The organism is Comamonas sp. lk, from assembly GCF_900564145.1.
GTDB lineage: Bacteria > Pseudomonadota > Gammaproteobacteria > Burkholderiales > Burkholderiaceae_C > Comamonas.
In genome coordinates this window covers 3571064-3589288 of the sequence record NZ_UOOB01000001.1, presented here as the reverse complement: position 1 = coordinate 3589288, position 18225 = coordinate 3571064, and the positions used below count along the sequence as shown (strand labels likewise).

Below are 18225 nucleotides of genomic sequence, written 5' to 3'. Positions count from 1 at the left end.
TATCGGCTTGGCCGATGACTTTGTGGTGCGTGAGTTGTTGATGCAGCGCAATGTGTGGATGGGAGCCAAACCATGAAAAACGACCGTGCAGGCTTTTGGGCCGCTTTGGAGCGCGGCAAATCGCCCAACCCCGTACCCGCGCCAAATCCACAGCATCTGCCGGGGCAGGGCGCGGCCCATGGTCAGCCGGGGCCTGAGTCTCAAATTCCGGCTCAGGTACACGCTCAGTTGCATGGCCAGGGTCATGGCTCGACACCGGGCTCGGCGCATGCGGGCGCACAAGGCAAAGAGCCCTGGCTGGACAATCCGCCGCCCCAGCCTGTGGTGGGCGATAGCGCGCCTGAGCCAGTTCCTCCATCTGCTACACCTTTTGTAGCCGCACCTGCAGATACCACATTGGCTGCAGGCCCAAAAGATGCCGATGTACGCAAGCCATCAGGTGGGCCGGGTCTTGCCACCATGGCGCGCTATGTATTGAAGAGCAAGCTGCAGCCCCTGCCCAGCCGGGAGGAGCTCAAGAGCGGTTTTCAGCGCAAGCGCCGCCGGGTTCAACAGCGTCTGCGTACTTTTCCCTGGGGCAATACCTGGCAGGTGCTGGCGGCGCGCTTCAAGGAAGATCGCCTGGGGGTGACGGCCAGCAGCCTGACCTTTACCTCGCTGCTGGCGCTGGTGCCGTTTTTCACCGTGGCGTTGGCGCTGTTCACGGCCTTCCCGATTTTCGGCAAGGCGCAACTGGTGCTGGAGCGCTGGCTGATGGATAGCCTCATCCCCGAGACCATTGCCCGTCAGGTGCTGGGCTATCTCACCCAGTTCGCCTCCAAGGCCAGCCAGCTGGGGCTGGTGGGTTTTTCGATTCTGATCGTCACGGCCGTGGCGCTGATTCTCACGATTGACCGCACGCTCAACAATATCTGGCGTGTGCCACAGCTGCGGCCGCTGGGCCAGCGGGTGCTGATTTACTGGGCCGCCATCACGCTGGGTCCCCTGGTGCTGGGCCTGAGCCTGGTGCTTTCGTCCTATGTGATGTCGGCTTCCAAGGGCCTGGTCAACACCTTGCCCGAGAGCGTGCGCTTCATCTTTGATTCCATCGAGTTTGTGGTGCTGGCCTCGGGCATGGCCGGGCTCTACCACTATGTGCCCAACACGCCGGTGCGCTGGCGCGATGCCTGGGTGGGCGGCCTGTTTGTGGCCGTGTTCATGGAGGTGGCGAAAAAAGCGCTGGGCATTTACCTCTCATCCGTACCCACGTATTCGGTGATCTACGGCACTTTTGCCACGCTACCCATCTTGCTGATCTGGATGTATGTGGCCTGGTGCATTGTGCTGCTGGGGGCCTTGGTGACGGCTTATCTGCCTACCGTGCTCTCGGGTGTGGAACGGCTCACCGGCCACCGAGGCTGGGAGTTCGAGCTGGCGGTGGAAGTGCTGCAATGCCTGGCCAAGGAGCGCGAACTGCCGCACAAGGGCTTGTATCTGCGCCAGCTTTCCAAGCGTTTGCGCATCGAGGCCTCGCAAATCCTGCCCGTGCTGCAGGCGCTGGCCAAGCTGGACTGGGTGGGGGCCGTGCAGCCGGCCCATGCCCTGGCATCGCTGGAGAGCACCGAACCGCGCTATGTGCTGCTGATCGATCCGCAGGCCACGCGTGTGGAACCACTGGTGGAAGCGCTGCTGCTGCAGCCCTCGCAGGCGGTTGAGCCGCTATGGCAGCGCGCCCAGCTGTCGGAACTGACCGTGGCCCAGCTGATTGCCGCGCCACTGACCAATATGCATAGAGTTTGATGAAAATTGAAAGCAACTCTATGAATGGCAAGTGCTGACAGCTAGCAAATTCAAAGCAAGTCAGCGCAGCGAAATACGGCCCAGCAAGATATCGCGCCACATCATCCAGTCGCCCAAAAAGCTGTAGATGGGGCGTTTGAAGCTGGCGGGCCGGTTTTTCTCGAAGCCGAAATGCCCCACCCAGGCAAAGGCATAGCCGCAAACCAGGCCGGCCAGCAGATACCACCAGCTGCCGGTGACCACCAGCACCAGCAAGAACAGCAAGGACAAGCTGGTGCCTATGAAGTGCAGGCGGCGGCAGATGGGATTGCGGTGCTCGCCCAGGTAGAAGGGATAGAACTCGGCAAAGCTCTTGAACTGGCGCGGATCGAGGTGAGGGCTGGAGGTCTGGGACATGGCAAACCTTTCTGCTGGGTAAAGGCGCTGCGCCCGCCGCAGCTGCAAAATGCATGAGCGGCAGCTGATGCAACGGTTTGGCCGCAGCTATTACGGTTATAGACCCGGCATCTGTGCACCGCCAGCGGGAAAGCATGCAGCAGGGAAGCCGACGGCCGGTCTTCTTGAGGATAGAGCGCAGCTGCCGGCTCAGCGCAAAATACGACGTTTGAGTTGCAAATGCCGCCAAACAGCCGGCGAAAGCGGCTGTCTGAGGGTTAGGCGCTGTCGTCCATGGTGGGCCGCCTTTAGGCTTGTTTTTTCTGTATCACCGGGTCGGTGCGTCGGCATTGCTGGCCGGGCCGGCTTTCTCTCAAGGCTTTGCACCATGTCTGACCTCGCCACGCCTGCTCTTGTCATCACCACCCGTATTGCCACGCCGGACGGACAGTTGTTTGTGAAGCGCTGGCCGGGTGTTGATGGGCCGGTCAAGGCCCCGCTGGTGCTGATGCATGACTCGCTGGGCAGCGTGGCGCTGTGGCGCGAGTTTCCCGAGCAACTGGCCGCCGCCACCGGCCGCGATGTGATTGCCTATGACAGGCTGGGTTTTGGTCAGTCCGATGCACACCCGCGCAAGCTGACGCCCGACTTTGTCGCGCAGGAGGTGGCCGCAGGCTTTGCACCTGTGCATCAGGCCCTGGGGTTGAGGAATTTTGTGATGCTGGGCCATAGCGTGGGCGGCGGCATGGCGGCCATGGTGGCAGCGGCCTATCCCGTGCAGTGCAAGGCCTTGATTACCGAATCTGCCCAGACTTTTGTGGAAGACCGCACGCTGGAAGGCATACGTGCCGCACGCGACAATTTCGCCAAGCCCGGGCAGCTGGATCGCCTTTCGCGCTATCACGGCGACAAAGCGGCCTGGGTGCTTTCGGCCTGGGTCGATACCTGGCTGACCGAGGCCTTTTCCCATTACCGGCTGGATGCCACGCTCAGGCGCGTGCACTGCCCGGTGCTGGCCATCCATGGCGAGCTGGACGAGTTCGGCTCTCTGGTGCACCCGGAGAACATCTGCGAATGGTCGCAAGGCCCGGCGCAAGCCGAGATCGTGGCCGGTGGCGGCCATGTGCCCCACCGCGAGCTGCCTGAGCGCATCGTGGGCCGCATTGCCACGTTCTTGCAGCCGATTGTCTGAAATTGCTTGAGGTTGCCTGATTCAGCCGGCTTCGTCGGCTAGGCCTGCCTGCCCGCGCTGCCGCGCAAAGTCCACCAGATCGGCCAGATAGTGAGGCGAAGTGCGTAAGTCGCCATCGTCCCAGCCATAGAGCACGGAAAGTGCCGACACCTCCAGCGCCCAGTAAAACGTGCCCTGCCACGGTCCGCCTTTTTTCTGCTGCTTGGGCGAGAGGCGGTGAAATTGCGCGTACTGGGTTTGAAGATAGGGCAGCAGCAGCTCGGGCTCGGCCTCGCCAAGCTGCTCGAAAAACGGCAGCAGCGCGCCATAAGGCCGGGGGTGGAACAGGGTCTCGTTGACCTCGTCCAGCTCCAGGGCTCCCGCGCTCAGATAGTCCAGCAGGCGGTCGGTATCAAACACCAGCATCTGCTCCACGATGGCAGGGATTTCTTCGGGCGCATCCAGCAACACGGCCAGCGCCATGAGGATGACGGCGTATTTGTACTGCGCACTGCGGGTGTTGATGGGCGCGGGCACGCCGTAGTCTGCGCCTGTGGCCTGGCCCATGCTGGCGCGGGCATGGCCGGCCACGGCAGCTGCGTCTTTCCACAGCGCCACGGTTTCCAGATAGACGGGGCGCAGCACATGGCCGCTCAGGCCCAGATCCACGCCGTAGATCAGCAAATGGCAGGCCTCTTGCGCGGCGGCCTGCCAGTCCCAGGAGTTTTCCAGCGCGGCCTGGGCTTGCAGCTGCAGCGGAGCCTTGTAGCCGGGGCTGTCGGCAAAGCGCTGCAGCGTGGCCAAGGCCGCTTTCCAGTCGGCTTTTTTGTCCGCCAGACGGAGCGGGCGGCGCGAGGTGCATCCGGCCAGGGGGATCTGCTTCCAACTGGCGCAGGCGGCTGCAAGCTGGCTATAGGGAATGAAAGCTCGGGGAATGAAAGCGGCGGTCATCCCCCAAGCTTAGTGGCAGATAGGCCGGTTTTAGGCCGCCAGAAAATCCCGAATCGCAAACAGCGTGGCGTCGGGTGACTCTGTCATCTGGTTGTGGCCATTGGCAATCAGCTGCACCTTGACCGACTTGCCCGCCGCCTTGGCGGCTTCGATCAGGCCTTTGGCGGCCTTGGGCGGCGTCATCTGGTCTTGCTCGCCCAGCACAAACAGCGCCGGGGCGCTGATCTGGGCCATGGCCGCTTCGCCGCCGGCATAGCGGTCGCAGGCGCTAAAGCCGGTGTGCAACAGGTTGGTGTCAGTATTGCTGGCCAGTACCCTGCGGCCCAGGGCCATGCCTGCGCCAAACACCCAGCTGCCGGCGCCATTGGGTGGTGCCAGCGTGGCGCGCGAGAAGGTGTTGACCATGGCAATGGCTTTTTCGGGCGTGTTCAGCGCCGAATCCAGCAACGCGGGCGAGACCTTCATGGGAAAGGCCGTGCCCACCAGCACCAGATGGCTGATGCGCTCCTTCAGTTGGGCCGCCGCTTCCATGGCAATCAGGCTGCCCCAGCTATGGCCGATCAGCGCGGCTTTTGCGATGCCAGTCACATCCATCAGCTGGCCGATAAAGGCGGCCGCCTCTTCCACGGTCTGGGGTGCCGCGCCGCCGCTTTTGCAATGGCCGGGCAGGTCTATGGCCAGCACATTCCAGCCGTGGTTGGCCATATAGCGGCTTTGCAGTGCCCAGACGCTATGGTCGCAGAGCACGCCGTGGATAAAGATGGCGGTGGGTTTGGCGGCATCGAAGGCCTTGCCGCCGGTATAGGCGTAGATTTTCGCGTTGTTGACTTCAAAAAACATAGCTATTCCCGCAATGATGATGAGCGCTAGAGGCTGTTTTTATTGCTGTATTGAGGCCAAACGGCCTCAAGCCGCTTTCTCTGCAGCCTTCAAGGCGCGCTTCAAGTCGTCGATCAGATCATCGGCATCTTCCAGGCCGATGGACAAACGGATCGTGCCCTGGCTGATGCCGGCTTGGGACAGGGCTTCGTCCGTCATGCGGAAGTGCGTGGTGCTGGCCGGGTGAATCACCAGGGAGCGGCAGTCGCCCACATTGGCCAGATGGCTGAAGACCTTGAGCGTTTCTATGAACTTCTTGCCCTGGTTGCGGTTGCCGGCAATGTCAAAGCTGAATACCGAGCCTGCGCCGCGCGGCAGCAGTTTTTGGGCCAGCGCATGCGAGGAGTGCGTCTCCAGCATGGGGTGACCCACGCGGCTGACCAGGGGGTGGCTGGCCAGGAACTGCACCACTTTTTCGGTGTTCTTCATATGGCGTTCCATGCGCAGCGGCAGGGTCTCTATGCCTTGGAGGATCAGCCAGGCGCTGTGCGGGCTCATGCAGGCGCCAAAGTCGCGCAGGCCTTCGCGGCGCGCACGCAGCAAAAAGGCGCCAGTGGTGCTCTCTTCGCTGAACACCATGTTGTGAAAGCCGTCGTAGGGCTGGGTCAGCTCGGGGAAACGGCCCGACTTTTCCCAGTCAAAGCTGCCGCCGTCGACCACGATGCCGCCTATCACCGTGCCGTGGCCCGAGAGGAACTTGGTGGCCGAGTGGTAGACGATGTCCGCGCCATGCTCGAAAGGCTTGATCAGCCAGGGGGAGGTCAGGGTGGAGTCCACCAGCAGCGGCACGCCGGCTTCGTGGGCGATGGCGCTGACGGTGGGAATGTTCAGCACATCCAGGCCGGGGTTACCCACGGTTTCGCCAAAGAATAGCTTGGTGTTGGGGCGCACAGCGGCTTTCCAGCCATCTATGTCGCCGGGTTTGACAAACGTGGTTTCTATGCCGAAGCGCGCCAGCGTGTAGTGCAGCAGGTTCTGGCTGCCACCATACAGGGCGGTGCTGGCCACGATATGGCTGCCCGCGCCCATCAGCGTGGCAATCGACAGGTGCAGGGCGGCCTGGCCGCTGGCCACGGCAATCGCGCCCACGCCGCCTTCCAGCGCCGAGACGCGCTGCTCCAGCACCGCATTGGTGGGGTTGGAGATGCGGCTGTAGACATGGCCTGGGCGTTCCAGATTGAACAGGCTGGCCGCGTGGTCGCTGGACTCGAAGACGAAGGAGGTCGTCAGATGGATGGGCACGGCGCGCGCGCCGGTGGCCGGGTCGGGCTGTGCGCCTGCGTGCAGGCTCAGGGTGTCAAAGCCGGGGTCTGAGTAGCCGGGCATGTCTTGTCTCCATTTTGGTGTTTTGGCGAGAGAGGTTCAGACATCGTGAATCGATGCACCAGAATGGGGAATTTACGGGGGTGCAGTCGCTTCAGTTGCCTGATGCTGCAGGCATTGTGGGCTATATTTGTGTACGCACTAAAGTGCCTTGCGAACTGTCCGGCCGCCGTGGTGACACGTGGGGGACAAGGTGCTCAATTCAGATTTGGAGAACGGCAATGAAAGTAAGTGACATCCTGCGCGTCAAAGGCAATACCTTGTACACGGTGTCGCCCGATGAGAGCCTGGCCGAGGCGGTGCAGGTGATGTCGGACAAGGACATCGGCTCCCTGGTCGTAATGGATCATGGCGATGTGGTGGGCATGCTGACCTTCCGCGAAGTGATTCAGGGCTTTGTCAAAGGCGGCGGCATCGGCAGCATGACGGTGCGCTCCGCCATGGACGACGCTCCCATGACTTGCACCATGGAAACCGATATGGACGAGGTGCGCCGCATGATGCTGGACCGCCACGCCCGCTATATGCCGGTGATGGACAAGCGCATGCTCATGGGCGTGATCAGCCTCTATGACGTGGCCAAGGCCGTGGTGGACAGCCAGAACTTCGAGAACCGCATGCTCAAGGCCTATATCCGCGACTGGCCCGAAGGCGAGCGTCAGGGCGCCGAGTAAGCGCAGCTGTAGAACACACCTACCCAGCGTCTGCTACGCCATCCAACCTCAAACCCGCAAGCCAGGCTGTGCGGGTTTTTTGTTTTCTCAATGTAATTGCCGTGAAGCGCTTAGCTGTCAAGCACTGTCTGCTATGAAAAATATTGAAAACGCTTGTGATTTTGATACCGCTGTCAGTGCGAATGCCATCTCGGCCTTGCACGGACTGTGGGCGCAGTGCGGGCTTGATCCCCAGGCTTTGCAGCGCGCGCAGCTGACGGGCCAGGCCCAGGGCTTTGCCGCCAGCTTTGCGGCGGCCGATCTGGTGCAGGCCAGCGTGGGCGCTGCGGCCTTGATGGCGACCGAGATCGGCGGCTGGCGCGACGGCAGCCAGCCTGCGCAAACCGTGGCTATCAGCGCCCAGCACGCGGCGTTTGAAAGCAGCGGCTATTTTTTGCTTGATGGCCTGCAACCCGACCTCTGGTCGCCCATCTCCGGTCTCTATGCCTGCGGCGCGGCGGTGGGGGCACCAGGCTGGGTGCGTATTCATGCCAATTTCGAGCATCACCGCGATGGCGCGCTGGCGCTGCTGGGCCTGGCGCCTGGGCCGGACACGCCCAGGGCCGCCGTGGAGCAGGCGCTGCAGCAGTGGAGTGCAGAGCGTTTTGAAGCGGCGGCGGCGCAGCAAGGCCTGCCGATTGCCGCATCGCGCAGCCACGAGGCATGGCAGGCTCTGGGTCATGCGGCCGTCATCGCCGCCCAGCCCCTGGTGGCGATTGAGCGCGTGGGCGACGCACCGCCCATGGCTTGGCCAGCGCTGGGTGCCGAGCAGCGGCCTCTGGCAGGTCTCAAGGTGCTGGATTTGACGCGCATTCTGGCCGGCCCCGTGGCCGGGCGCACGCTGGCAGCCTATGGCGCACAGGTGATGCTGATCAACAGCCCGAATCTGCCCAATATCGATGCCATTGCCGACACCAGCCGCGGCAAGCGCTCGGCCCATGTGGATCTGGAGACTGCGCAAGGCCGGGAGGTGTTGACGGCTTTGCTAGGCCAGGCCCAGGTCTTCATGCAGGCCTACCGCCCCGGTGCGCTGGCGGCCAAGGGCTTTGGTGCGGAGCAGCTGGCGCAGCTGCGCCCCGGCATCGTGGTGGGTGAGTTGTGCGCCTACGGCTGGCAAGGCCCGTGGGCCGGGCGGCGTGGTTTTGATTCGCTGGTGCAGACGGCCACCGGCATCAACGCCGATGAAGCGGCGACCCGTGGTCTGGCCAAGCCGCAAGTCCTGCCCATGCAGGCGCTGGACTATGGGGCGGGCTTTCTGCTGGCTTTTGGCGTACAGGCGGCCTTGCTGCGCCAGGCCCGGGAGGGCGGCAGCTGGCGGGTGCGCGTCACTCTGGCAGGTGTGGCGCACTGGTTGCGCAGCCTGGGGCGTGTGGAGCAGCCGCAATGGAAAGAGGAAAAGCCCGATATCACGCCGTATCTGGAAACGCTGGACAGCGGCTTCGGCCAACTGCAGGCCGTGCGCCATTGCGCGCAGTTTTTGCGCACGCCTGCGGCCTGGGACAGGCCATCGGTGCCGCCGGGCACGGATGAGGCGCGCTGGTAAGCGGCGCGGCAAGCGCGGGTGATAGGGGGACGGGTTTTTGCCTTGGAGCGAGGGCAGGACAAGCCAGCAATGCCGAAGCAAGAAGGCGGCTGCGGCACCCGGGCCGCCACATCAACGATAATCCGCAGTCTATGAGCGGCAATACCTTTGGCACAATTTTCACGGTTACGAATTTTGGTGAATCTCACGGTCCGGCCATTGGCTGTGTGATTGACGGCTGCCCTCCGGGCATGGCGCTGAGCGAGGCAGATATCCAGTGGGATCTGGATCGCCGCCGTCCCGGAACCAGCAAGTTCGTGACCCAGCGCAACGAACCCGATGCGGTCGAGATTCTCTCGGGCGTGTACGAGGGCAAGACCACGGGCACGCCGATTGCGCTGCTGATCCGCAACACGGATCAGCGCAGCAAGGATTACTCCAATATCGCGCAAAGCTTCAGGCCCGGCCATGCCGACTATGCCTATTTTCAGAAGTACGGCATCCGCGATCCACGCGGTGGCGGTCGCTCCTCGGCACGGCTGACGGCGCCCACGGTGGCAGCCGGTGCCGTGGCCAAGAAGTGGCTGAAGGAAAAATTCGGCACCGAGTTCAAAGCCTGCATGACGCAGATCGGCGAGCTGCCCATAGGCTTTGAAAGCTGGGAGCATGTGCCCCACAACCCTTTCTTCGCGCCCGTGGCCGATGTGAGCCAGTACGAGGAATACATGGAGCAGCTGCGCAAGTCCGGCGACTCCTGCGGTGCGGCTCTGCGCGTGAACGCCAGCAACATGCCCGTGGGCCTGGGCCAGCCCCTGTATGACCGACTGGATGCCGATATTGCCTACGCCATGATGGGACTGAACGCCGTCAAGGCCGTGGAAATCGGTGCGGGCTTCGACAGCGTGGCCCAGCGCGGCACCACCCATGGCGATTCGCTGAGCCCCGAGGGCTTTCGCAGCAATAACGCGGGCGGCATTGTGGGCGGCATCAGCACCGGCCAGGATCTGGAAGTACGCATCGGCATCAAACCCACCAGCTCCATCATCACGCCGCGCGAGTCGATTGACGTGCACGGCCAAAGCGCCGAGGTCATCACCAAGGGCCGCCACGACCCTTGCGTGGGCATTCGCGCCGCGCCGATTGCCGAGGCGCTGCTGGCCCTGGTGGTGATGGATCACGCGCTGCGTCACCGCGCCCAGTGCGGTGATGTGGATTCGGGCCTGAAGCCGATTCCTGCTGCAGCGCCCTGAGCTGTAAATCGCCGCATGGCGCGCTGCAAGCCGGTCCTGCGCTATGCTTGAAAATTCGATAGTTTGGATCCACGCCAGCCCCGGCATCTATCGCCAGGGCTGGCGTTGTGCTTTGTGGGGCACGGAGCGGGGTCTTAGCTCGCATTCATTGAATTTGCTATTGAATCAAAAGCTAATGGAGCTTGATTGCATTGCACTTCAGGTGTGTTTCAAACTGAATTGCATGACTGACAAGCGCATCCCGCTTCTGTTTTTGCTGCGATTGCAAAAACAACAAAGCCACCCGAGGGTGGCTTTGGCGGAGTATGGCAGAGCGCTTATTTCTTGGGCGGCTTGGGATTCTTGGGACTGCGCACCTCATCCATGATGCTGGTGAAATCGTCCACATCTTTGAAGCTGCGGTACACGCTGGCAAAGCGGATATAGCCCACCTTGTCCATGCCCTTGAGTTCTTCCATCACCAGCTCGCCCAGGCGGCTGGAGACCACTTCACGCGTGCCCAGATTCAGTAGCTTGTCTTCGATGCGCTCAATGGCGGCATCGATGAGTTCGGTGCTCACCGGGCGTTTGCGCAAGGCAATCTGAAAAGAACCCTGCAATTTGCCGCGCTCGTACTCAATGCGCCGGCCGTCCTTTTTTACCACCGTGGGAAAGCTGACCTCGGGTCGCTCGTAGGTGGTAAAGCGCTTGTCACAGCCGCCGCAGCGGCGGCGACGGCGTATGAAGGCCCCGTCTTCGGACTCGCGTGTCTCAACGACTTGCGTGTCCGGGTGATTGCAGAAGGGACACTTCATGACAGAACGGCAGGGCCTTGATTACTTGCTGTAAACGGGCAAGCGGGCGGTCAGTGCAGCCACCTTCTCACGTACGGCAGCCAGAGTGGCTTCGTCGCTGGGGTTGTCCAGCACATCGGCCACCAGATTGGCGGTGATGCGGGTTTCTTCCTCGCCGAAACCACGGGTGGTCATGGCGGGAGTGCCGACGCGGATGCCGCTGGTCACGAATGGCTTCTCGGGGTCGTTGGGGATGGCGTTCTTGTTCACAGTGATGTGAGCCAGACCCAGAGCGGCTTCAGCAGCCTTGCCGGTAATGCCCTTGGCGCGCAGGTCCACCAGCATCACATGGCTTTCGGTACGGCCGGAAACGATGCGCAGACCGCGTTCGGTCAGCGTATCGGCCATGACCTTGGCGTTCTTGACCACTTGTTCCTGGTAGGCCTTGAACTCGGGAGTCAGGGCTTCCTTGAACGCCACGGCCTTGCCGGCGATCACGTGCATCAGCGGGCCGCCTTGCAGGCCGGGGAAGATGGCGCTGTTCAGCGCCTTCTCGTGCTCGGCCTTCATCAGGATCACGCCGCCACGGGGGCCGCGCAGGCTCTTGTGGGTGGTGGTGGTGACCACGTCGGCGTGGGGCACGGGGTTGGGGTAGACGCCAGCAGCAATCAGACCTGCGTAGTGAGCCATGTCCACCCACAGGATGGCGCCGACTTCCTTGGCGATTTTGGCGAAGCGCTCGAAATCGATGTGCAGAGCGTAGGCAGAGGCACCGGCCACGATGATGCGGGGCTTGTGCTCGCGCGCCAGCTCTTCCATCTTGTCGTAGTCGATGGCTTCGTTGGCGTCCAGACCGTAGGAAACGGCCTTGAACCACTTGCCGGACATGTTCAGCGCCATGCCGTGGGTCAGGTGACCGCCTTCGGCCAGGCTCATGCCCAGAATGGTGTCGCCGGGCTTGGCAAACGCCATCAGCACGGCCTGGTTGGCTTGCGAGCCGGAATTGGGTTGCACGTTGGCGGCTTCAGCGCCAAAGATTTGCTTGATGCGGTCGATGGCCAGTTGCTCGACCACGTCCACATGCTCGCAGCCACCGTAGTAACGCTTGCCTGGATAGCCTTCGGCGTACTTGTTGGTCAGCTGGGAGCCCTGGGCTTCCATCACGGCGGGCGAGCAGTAGTTCTCGCTGGCGATCAGCTCGATGTGCTCTTGCTGGCGATGGTTTTCAGCCTGGATGGCGGCAAACAGTTCGGGGTCGACTTTCTCGACGGTATCGGTGCGTTGAAACATGGCAGTCCTGTGAACTTGAAATTCCCTTGAGGCCAAGGGCTGCCCAGGCGAACGGCTGAAACGCTTGCGGGTTGCAATCGCTGCGACCTTGGGCGGTACGCTCCCCGGTGGTTCACAGACCTTGCAGTCTGCTGGTTTCCACGTCAGCGGCAGAGAAATTTCTGCGCCTATCGCCAGTTGCGTACACCCGCTAGTGTAGCTGAGCCGGGCCGGGCTTTCCCCAAGCTCCCGCTGCAAGTCCATGGGCTTTGTTGCGTTTTGTGCATTTGCACAAAAGCCGCCTGCACTGGAGTAGCACCAATGAAAAGAGCTGGCCATGGCCAGCTCCCAGGTGCAGAGGCAGACGCCTTACATTTGCCCTACGTTGGCTTGGGCCAGCTTGACGACGTTCTTGTCGAGCGCTGCTGAAGGCTGGCTCAGGCTATCGATGGCCGAAGAGGTGATGGTGTCCTTGGCATGTGTCGAAGGATTGGCCTTGGCCTTTTGCGCGGGTGCATCGGCCTTGGCTGTCAGCAGAGAATCACCGCGCAGGCCGACGGCCGCGCGCATGCGCTGGTGTTCGGCCAGCACCTTGGCTGCATAGCCGCCGTCGCTGGGCAGATTGGCGGCGCCCACGTAGTAACGCAATCCGCCTTCGATGGAGCCGGCACGGGCGATGCAGTCCTTGAGGACCTTGACGCCGACCTTGAGGTTGGTCACGGGATCAAAAGCGGCATGCTGGCCGCCAAAGCTCTCGTACTTGTCGGTGTGCACCGAAGTCATGACCTGCATCAGGCCCTGGGCACCGACCGAGCTTTGGGCGAAGGGGTTGAAGCTAGATTCAATGGCCATAATGGCCAGGATCAGCATGGGGTCCAGCTTGTTGGCCTTGCCCTGGGCGTAGGCTTCGCTGACCAGAGCCGCTAGCGGCTCGGGAGCCACGCGGTACTTCTTGCTCAGCCAGTAGGCTACGGCAGCCTGCTCTTTGGGCAGGCTCTTGGGATTGGCGGCCGTGGCCCGGTCGCTGGCTGCGACCATGGTGGTGCCCACATCTTCGACGGCAACTTCAGCTTCGGCCATCACGGGCTGGCGGGCATCCAACCATTGGCGCAGCTGGCTTTCACCAGCGAGCCGCAGATCGGGGCGGGAGATCAAAATCAAGGCCGAGATGGCCACGGCCAAGCCCAGGAGGGCGAAACCGTTGTGGGTGAGAGCAAGAAAACCATGGGCCACTTTGTGACCCAACGTTCGCGCGGAGGCGACCAATTTTTCTGACGCTGGCATAGCTTGTCCTTTCTGGAGGGCTGCCCCGGAGCATCGCTATGCAACCTGGAGGGTTGGCGAATTACCGTTGGCAACGACCTCAATGAGGTTTTGCTGCGGGCCGACTAAAAGCGCCTGGACCGGAGTGTCCGGAAGGCGTATGTCGGTCTGCTCAGTCGTGAGGCAGCGGAAACAAAAAACGCTCTTTTCGAGCGCTGGCGGATTCTAGGAGTCCTCTTAATAATCAGTCAACACTAACAAAAATAGTTTTAATATTTTAAAGTAATATTAAAACTGTATGGAAGCACAGTAATTTACAAGAGGGTCTTCGGGAAATCACCACTGCAAGCGGTGCATGCGCTCACATCGTTATTTGCATCAAAAAAGAGAAATAAAATGAAAAAACGCTGGTAACCCTTTGCCTGCACGGATATAGTGAATCTGCCTGCAAACTGCAGGTGTTCGCCAAAGAAAGGGAAAGGCAAACCTAGCCAAGGCACTTTCAGAGAGCTCTGGTCACGTTGCTTGTAATCTTCGCTGAGGCACTCACGGGAGCAATCTCTTGCTTCCAGCAGCAAGGACTTTATCCTCCTTGTCTGCGAAAAGCGGCACAGTCTGGTACTTGCCGTAGGGCCCGGAAGTTGGTTTCGCCACTTCCGGGCTTTCTTGTTTTTACAGCATCCCATCCCACCAAATTCCCGCTTCGACATGGCCGCTGAAGCCATTGATTGCCGACTGCGGAGTGGGTAAGAATGGTGTGAAAAATCTGGCTCGGCGTACCGACTTTCCATAGAACTTCCATGGAAAAAATGCAGCTCTCTATATATAGAGTGTTTTGCGTTTTTCATGGAGGCGTGAAAGCTGCGCTGCGGCAAGAGTACATTTGCGCCATCGCATGTGCTGACTGCCATGTTTGCTATCGTTGTTTGCGCTGCTGGGGTTGGAGGGCAGCCCCTTGTTCATGTCTTTCAAAAAAACACTCATGCCGCTGCTTTCAACGCATCGTTTGCTACGCCGCCTGCTCTGGCTTGTTCTGGGAATTTTGCTGCTGTGGCTGCTTTTGTGGGCGCTGCTGCCTATCGTGGCCAAGAGCCAGCTGGAAAAGCAAGCCTCGGCCAAGCTGGGTCGCCAGGTTCATGTGGGCAAGATCGAGTTCTCGCCCTGGTCCATGGCCATTAGCTTGCATGATTTGGTGATCGATAAAGCTACAAAAAATGTAGCTGATGGCGCAGATATACAAAGCGCTGAAGGCTCAAAAGTCCTTGAAAAAACTGCAGAGCCACAACTGGAGATCAAGCGCATTTTTGTGAATGCCAGCATCCAGTCCCTGTTTCGCCTGGCACCGGTGCTGGATGCGGTGGAGGTGGACTCGCCCGTGCTGCGTCTTACCCAGCACTCCGTGGGCAAGCTCGATATTGACGATGTGATCGCCAAGCTGTCCGAGCCCAAGGACGAGGCCTCCAAGTCTATGGAATTTGCGCTCTACAACATTGCGCTGCGCGATGGCCGTATCGAACTCAACGACGAAGCCGTGCAGCGCAAGCACGAGCTCAAGGCGCTGCAGCTGAGCATTCCCTTCATCAGCAATCTGGCCTCCAAGCGTGAAATCAAGGTGCTGCCGCATCTGGCGTTTGAACTCAATGGCAGCCAGTTCGCTTCTACAGGCGAGAGCACGCCTTTTGCCGACAATCGCCAGACGGCGCTCAATCTCCAATGGGCGCATATAGACCTGAAGCCTTATCTGGGCTATGTGCCCGAGTCTGTGCCGGTCAAGCCTTTGTCCGGCGTGCTGGATACGGATTTGCAGATCGCGTTCGAGCAGCAGGAGCAAGCTGTGGTGCGCCTCAATGGCAAGCTGACGCTCTCCGGGGTGGAGTTGCAGGACCGTCAAAGTGCGCCGCTCTTGAGCTTTGAGTCGCTTCAGGTGCAACTCAAGAATACGCAGCCGCTGCAAAACCAGATCACGCTGGAGTCGGTGCGCTGGGTCAAGCCCGAAATTCACGCCAGTCGCAATACACAAGGCGTGATCAACTGGCTGGGTCTGTCTGCTGGCAACGCCCAGGTCGTCAAGGACGCCGAGGCCAAGCCGCAGACCGACGAGCAAACGGTGGCTGCAAGCAAGGCTGTTGAGCCGGCTAAACCGACCACATCGGCTTCCCCACTGCAGATTGCGGTGCAGCAATTCAATCTGGATGCCGGCACGGTGCATTGGCGCGATGCCGCCACAGGCGCTGCGCCTGCGGCGCTGACGCTCTCGCCTCTGTCGCTGGAAGTGACCAGCGTGGCTTGGCCCATGAGCCAGCCACTGAATCTGACGGCCAGCAGTGAACTGCGCCAAGCGGGTGCTGGCGCCCCAGAGGCCGGTGCTGCAGCCAAGCTGGAGCTGCAAGGTCTGGTCACCCCCAAGGAGGGCAAACTCAGCATTCAGCTGCAGCAGCTGCCTTTGCAATGGGTGCAGCCCTATCTGGCTGCACATTTCAAACCTGAGTTGAGCGCCATGCTGGCCAGCCAGGCTGAAGTCTCCTGGGGCGAGGCCGGTGTAGTGGCGCAGGTCAGTGAATTCACGGCCGACAAGCTGCAGCTGCATGACAAGCAGACGCCGGTGACGGTGGAGCAAGTCAAGCTGACGGGGGTCCAGGTCGATCTGAAGATGCAGCAGGTGGTGGTGGAATCGATTGCAGTACAAAAACCCCAGCTGGCTGTGGTGCGTGATGCCCAAGGTCGCTGGATGTACCAGCAGTGGTTGCCTGCGCCCGGCAAGACTGCGGTCAAGCAGCAGGGCAGGGCGGATGGCAAGAGCGAAGCCAAGCCCTGGGCCGTCAAGCTGGCGGCACTGGCGGTAGATGGTGGTGCCATTCAATTCAAGGATCTGGCGCCTGTACCGGATCAGGCCAGCCAGGCGGTGCAACTGGAGCTGAGCGCGCTGCGCGTGCGCCTGGGGACTTTCGAGCCGCTGGCCCAAAAGGCCGCTCCCACGCCGCTTGAGCTGTCTGCCAAAATTGCCTCAGGCCGTCGCGTGCAGGCAGGCAGCATTCAATTCAAAGGCCGGTTTGGCCTGACGCCAGCCTCTGCCCAGGGGCAGTTGCAGGCCAGCGCCTTGCCCTTGCATGCGTTCGAGCCTTATTTTGGCCACAAGCTCAATGTGAATTTGGTGCGCGCCGACGGAAATTTCAAAGGCAAACTCAGTTTTGAGGCATTGGCCAAGGGTCCCAAGCTCAGCGTGCAAGGGGATGTGGCGCTGCTTGATATGCGCATGCGCTCCACCCTGGCGGAGCCCGTCAGGCCGGAGAGCGGCACGCCCAGCACCGCCAAGGGCGCGCTGACGGCCGTGCTCAATGACTCCACGGCAGATCGCGCCAAGGATTTGGCGAGCAAAACCGGCCTGGGTTTGGGCGATGACTTGCTGGCCTGGAAAACACTAGCCGTGCGCGGACTGGATTTGAATCTGCAGCCCGCACAGCCGCTGCGCGTCAGCGTGCGAGAGACGGCGCTGAGCGACTTCTTTGCCCGCGTCATCGTGCAGCGCAACGGCCGGATCAATTTGCAGGATATTGTGAAGACCGAGACGTCCGAGCAATCCGTGGCGCAGAACGAGCTGGCCAATGCCCAGGTCGCAGCCGGCGCCAAGCCCGATGCCGCCAAGCCTGCCGAGCCTGTCAAGGCCGAGGGCAGTGGCCCCGCACCCATCATCACGGTGGGTCCGATTGTGCTGACGGGCGGCAAGGTGCAGTTTTCCGACTATTTCATCCAGCCCAATTACTCGGCCGATCTGAGTGATCTGGCGGGCCGCCTCAGTGCTTTCTCTTCCCAGTTGCCGCCAGGCCAGACGGAGCCGCAAATGGCTGATCTGGAGATCAAGGGCAGGGCTCAGGGCACGGCTTCGCTGGAGATCACCGGCAAGATCAACCCGCTGGCCAAGCCTCTGGCGCTGGACGTGCGTGCGCAAATGCGGGATCTGGAACTCTCGCCTTTGTCGCCTTATTCCATCAAGTACGCAGGTCACGGCATTGAGCGCGGCAAGCTGCATATGGATGTGAGCTACAAGGTGCAGCCCGATGGACAGCTCACGGCTTCCAACAAGTTGGTGCTGCACCAACTGACCTTTGGCGATGCGGTGCAGGGCGCACCGGCGTCGCTGCCGGTGCGTCTGGCCGTGGCCTTGCTGGCCGACCGCAATGGCGTGATTGACCTGGATCTGCCCATTAGCGGCTCGCTCAACGATCCGCAATTCCGCCTGGCGCCCATCATCTTCAAGGTGATTGGCAATCTCATCATGAAGGCCGTGACGGCACCGTTTGCCCTGCTATCGGGAGCGTTCTCGGGCGGCGACGAATCTGGTGCCGTCACTTTTGCTCCCGGTAGCGCCGAGCTCGATGCCAAGGCCAAGGAAAATCTGAGCAAGATCGTCAAATCGCTGACCGACAGGCCGGCGCTCAAGATGACGGTGGTGGGAGAGTCCCGCGAGGCGGAGGACAGACAGGGCTGGAAGTTGGCGCAGCTCGACCGTTTGCTGCTGGCGCAAAAGCGCCGTGAAGCGATTCGTGATGGCAAGAACGGCGACGAGGTGCGCAGCGTGACGGATGCCGAGCGCTCGCCGCTGCTCAAAGCTGTCTACAGCCGCGCCGATGTGAAAAAGCCCCGTAACATGATCGGTATTGCCAAGGATTTGCCCGCCGAGCAGATGAAGACCTTGCTGATCGATAGCATTGCCGTGCCCGATGACGCTATGCGCGAGCTGGCTCTGGCCCGTGGCGTGGCAGTGCGTGACTATCTGGCCAGCCAGAATCTGCCTCTGGAGCGCCTGTTTCTGGGGGCTCCAAAGACCGAGGGACAGGAGCAGGACTGGACGCCGCGCGCCCAGCTCAGCCTGTCCGCACAGTGATATGTCAAACGCTGAAAGCCAAGGCTATTCAGCGTTTTTTGGCTCGTCTTCAAATAAAGGCGAAAATACGGGTTT

14 protein-coding genes and 1 riboswitch are annotated in these 18225 nt (G+C 61.3%); of the genes, 6 read left to right on the top strand and 8 right to left on the bottom strand.

All coding sequences use genetic code 11. The features are described 5' to 3' along the window. The first annotated feature begins 72 nt into the window (after positions 1 to 72). Positions 73 to 1779 (top strand): YhjD/YihY/BrkB family envelope integrity protein, encoded by a 1707-nt coding sequence (locus EAO39_RS16360; protein WP_346427105.1) that lies wholly within the window; start codon positions 73 to 75, stop codon positions 1777 to 1779. Positions 1780 to 1839: 60 nt separating this feature from the next. Here EAO39_RS16360 and EAO39_RS16355 read toward each other — a convergent pair whose 3' ends face one another. Beyond that, a complete protein-coding gene (locus tag EAO39_RS16355) occupies positions 1840 to 2175 on the bottom strand; it encodes a DUF962 domain-containing protein (protein WP_120969396.1) in 336 nt (111 codons plus the stop codon). A gap of 367 nt (positions 2176 to 2542) precedes the next feature. Between EAO39_RS16355 and EAO39_RS16350 the strand changes: the two genes are divergently transcribed. Then, complete coding sequence (locus tag EAO39_RS16350; RefSeq protein ID WP_120969393.1) at positions 2543 to 3346, top strand: alpha/beta hydrolase; 804 nt, start codon at positions 2543 to 2545, stop codon at positions 3344 to 3346. A 21-nt stretch (positions 3347 to 3367) separates the two neighbouring features. On the opposite strand, the gene EAO39_RS16345 is transcribed toward EAO39_RS16350, so the two are convergent. From EAO39_RS16345 to EAO39_RS16335, 3 genes are all read right to left on the bottom strand, one after another. Continuing rightward, positions 3368 to 4276 carry a PoNe immunity protein domain-containing protein gene (locus EAO39_RS16345; protein WP_120969390.1) on the bottom strand — a complete coding sequence of 303 codons (909 nt, stop codon included), beginning with the start codon at positions 4274 to 4276 and terminating at the stop codon, positions 3368 to 3370. Between the two features lie 30 nt (positions 4277 to 4306). Then, on the bottom strand, positions 4307 to 5116 hold the full coding sequence (locus tag EAO39_RS16340) for an alpha/beta hydrolase (protein ID WP_120969387.1): 810 nt from the start codon (positions 5114 to 5116) through the stop codon (positions 4307 to 4309). Positions 5117 to 5182: 66 nt separating this feature from the next. Continuing rightward, positions 5183 to 6481 (bottom strand): O-acetylhomoserine aminocarboxypropyltransferase, encoded by a 1299-nt coding sequence (locus EAO39_RS16335; RefSeq protein ID WP_120969384.1) that lies wholly within the window; start codon positions 6479 to 6481, stop codon positions 5183 to 5185. A gap of 218 nt (positions 6482 to 6699) precedes the next feature. On the opposite strand from EAO39_RS16335, the gene EAO39_RS16330 reads away from it, so the two are divergent. From EAO39_RS16330 to aroC, 3 genes are all read left to right on the top strand, one after another. Continuing rightward, positions 6700 to 7152 (top strand): CBS domain-containing protein, encoded by a 453-nt coding sequence (locus tag EAO39_RS16330; RefSeq protein ID WP_120969381.1) that lies wholly within the window; start codon positions 6700 to 6702, stop codon positions 7150 to 7152. Positions 7153 to 7285: 133 nt separating this feature from the next. Beyond that, complete coding sequence (locus EAO39_RS16325) at positions 7286 to 8734, top strand: CoA transferase (RefSeq protein ID WP_162989597.1); 1449 nt, start codon at positions 7286 to 7288, stop codon at positions 8732 to 8734. Positions 8735 to 8865: 131 nt separating this feature from the next. Then, positions 8866 to 9963, top strand: coding sequence for a chorismate synthase (aroC, locus tag EAO39_RS16320; RefSeq protein WP_120969378.1), 1098 nt, complete (start codon positions 8866 to 8868; stop codon positions 9961 to 9963). Positions 9964 to 10280: 317 nt separating this feature from the next. On the opposite strand, the gene nrdR is transcribed toward aroC, so the two are convergent. The 4 genes from nrdR to EAO39_RS22715 form a co-directional block, all read right to left on the bottom strand. Beyond that, positions 10281 to 10757 carry a transcriptional regulator NrdR gene (gene nrdR / locus EAO39_RS16315; RefSeq protein WP_120969375.1) on the bottom strand — a complete coding sequence of 159 codons (477 nt, stop codon included), beginning with the start codon at positions 10755 to 10757 and terminating at the stop codon, positions 10281 to 10283. Positions 10758 to 10778: 21 nt separating this feature from the next. Further along, positions 10779 to 12026 (bottom strand): serine hydroxymethyltransferase, encoded by a 1248-nt coding sequence (glyA, locus tag EAO39_RS16310; RefSeq protein WP_120969372.1) that lies wholly within the window; start codon positions 12024 to 12026, stop codon positions 10779 to 10781. A 34-nt stretch (positions 12027 to 12060) separates the two neighbouring features. Next, positions 12061 to 12217: riboswitch (ZMP/ZTP riboswitch) on the bottom strand. 157 nt (positions 12218 to 12374) lie between these two features. Further along, positions 12375 to 13289, bottom strand: a complete 915-nt coding sequence (locus EAO39_RS16305; protein WP_120969369.1) for a lytic transglycosylase domain-containing protein — start codon at positions 13287 to 13289, stop codon at positions 12375 to 12377. A 293-nt stretch (positions 13290 to 13582) separates the two neighbouring features. Further along, on the bottom strand, positions 13583 to 13846 hold the full coding sequence (locus EAO39_RS22715; protein ID WP_162989596.1) for a hypothetical protein: 264 nt from the start codon (positions 13844 to 13846) through the stop codon (positions 13583 to 13585). 404 nt (positions 13847 to 14250) lie between these two features. Here EAO39_RS22715 and EAO39_RS16300 point away from each other — a divergent pair, with 404 nt between their 5' ends. Beyond that, positions 14251 to 18150: a DUF748 domain-containing protein gene (locus EAO39_RS16300; protein WP_120971200.1), complete on the top strand. Its 3900-nt coding sequence runs from the start codon at positions 14251 to 14253 to the stop codon at positions 18148 to 18150. Positions 18151 to 18225 lie beyond the last annotated feature (75 nt).